This window comes from Streptomyces sp. NPDC007901 (genome assembly GCF_042959465.1).
In the GTDB taxonomy this organism is placed as follows: domain Bacteria; phylum Actinomycetota; class Actinomycetes; order Streptomycetales; family Streptomycetaceae; genus Streptomyces.
Genome location: NZ_JBIBKW010000103.1, coordinates 1 through 1,469, shown reverse-complemented (window position 1 = coordinate 1,469; position 1,469 = coordinate 1). Strand labels below are relative to the sequence as shown.

At 66.8% G+C, this 1,469-nt stretch carries 1 protein-coding gene; it reads right to left on the bottom strand.

Annotated elements, in window-relative coordinates:
* Window positions 1–1,469, bottom strand: a 1,469-nt coding sequence (locus ACFZDK_RS55840; protein ID WP_390987122.1) for an amino acid adenylation domain-containing protein, incomplete at both ends; no start/stop codon positions are given.

Genomic DNA, 1,469 nt, shown 5'->3' with positions numbered 1-1,469 from the left:
CCCGGCTCGACCCGGAACCCACGGATCTTCACCTGATCATCCACACGCCCCACAAACTGCAACAAACCATCCCCACGCCACCGCACCACATCCCCCGTCCGATACAGACGCGAACCATCCACCGCGAACGGATCCGCCACGAACCGGCCCGCCGTCAACCCCGCCCGACCCACATACCCCCGCGCCACCTGCACCCCACCGACATACAACTCACCCACCACACCCACCGGCACCGGCTGCAAAAACTCATCCAGCACATACGCCCGCACATTCCCCAACGGCGCCCCGACCGGCACCCCCTCACCCACCAACCCCTCCGACAACACCACCGCCGCAACCCCGACCGTGGTCTCCGTCGGACCGTAATGATTCGCCACCACCACCCGCTCACCCGCAGCCGCCAACACCTCCCCCACCCACCGCGCCGACGACGCCTCCCCACCCAGAACCAACACCCGACGCGGAACCAACCGCCCCAACCCCACACCCTCCGCCAACGCCCCCAAATGCGACGGCGTCACCTTCAGCACATCAATCCCCCAACCCTCCACACACCCCGCCACCACCACCGGATCCATACACGCATCCCGATCCAGCACATACACCACACCACCCGACACCAACGCCGAGAACAACACCGTATTCACAAAGTCCGTCACCACCGGCTGCAACAACAGATACCGGCCCCCCACCTCCCCCAACCCCAACCGACCACCCACCACCGACACATAACCCGCCAACCCCCCATGGGTCACCTGCACACCCTTCGGCACCCCCGTCGACCCCGACGTATACACCACATACGCCAAACCACCGGCCGGAACCGGGACACCCGGGTCGGTGGCAGGGGACGCCGAGAGCATCGCCTGCGTCATCGGGTCGTCGAGCGCGATCATCCGGACGTGTCCGGCCGGCAGGTCGTCCAACACGTCCGACGTTCCGAGTACGACCGGTACCCGGGCATCGGCGAGCATGAAGGCAATGCGTTCCGCGGGATAGTCCGGATCCAACGGAAGGTAAGCACCCCCCGCCTTCCACACCGCCAACACCGCCACCACCACATCCACCCCAGCAGGCAGACACAGACCCACCACCGTCTCCGCCCCCACCCCCATCCCCCGCAAACACCACGCCAGCCGATTCGCCCGCGCATCCAACTCCCCATACGACACCTCGACATCCCCACACACCACCGCCACCGACTCCGGCGCCCCCACCACCCGCTCCGCGAACAACTCCGCAACCAACAACCCCGAAACCCCCACCCCCGTCTCATTCCACTCCTCCACCACCCGACGACGCTCCCCCTCCTCCAGCACACACACCTCACCCACCCGCAACCCCGGATCCCCCGCCACCAACCCCAACACCCGCACCAAACGACCAGCCAACACCCCCGCACTCCCCACCCCGAACACATCAGCCGCAACCGTCACCACACCACGCAACCCACCAAACCCACCACCGCC